1 protein-coding gene is annotated in these 233 nt (G+C 58.4%); it reads left to right on the top strand.

What is annotated here, in order from left to right:
- On the top strand, positions 1-233 hold a 233-nt coding region (locus AC1RPH_RS08545), incomplete at both ends, for a hypothetical protein (protein WP_481762158.1).

Here is a 233-nt window from a genome sequence, read left to right as displayed (position 1 = left end):
GGCGGTGGTGTTTCTCGACTTCCGCATCACGAAGGCCGAAGCTCAACAGATGACGACCACAGAGTGGAGCGCGCTGCGTGAGATCGACATCTATCCGATGCTGCATCAATGGATGCACGCAGGTTTTGGTGAGCGCGGCACGACTCCGGTCGCGGCCTTCCCCATTTCGAAGATCGCTCACACGCTGGCACATCACCACGTGGAGAATGCGCGCGTCAACGAGCATCTGATTT

It is taken from the genome of Dellaglioa sp. CoH-57-MRSF-16, from assembly GCF_056782055.1.
The sequence above is the reverse complement of the archived record's forward strand: the minus strand, read 5'-3'. Positions and strand labels throughout refer to the sequence as shown.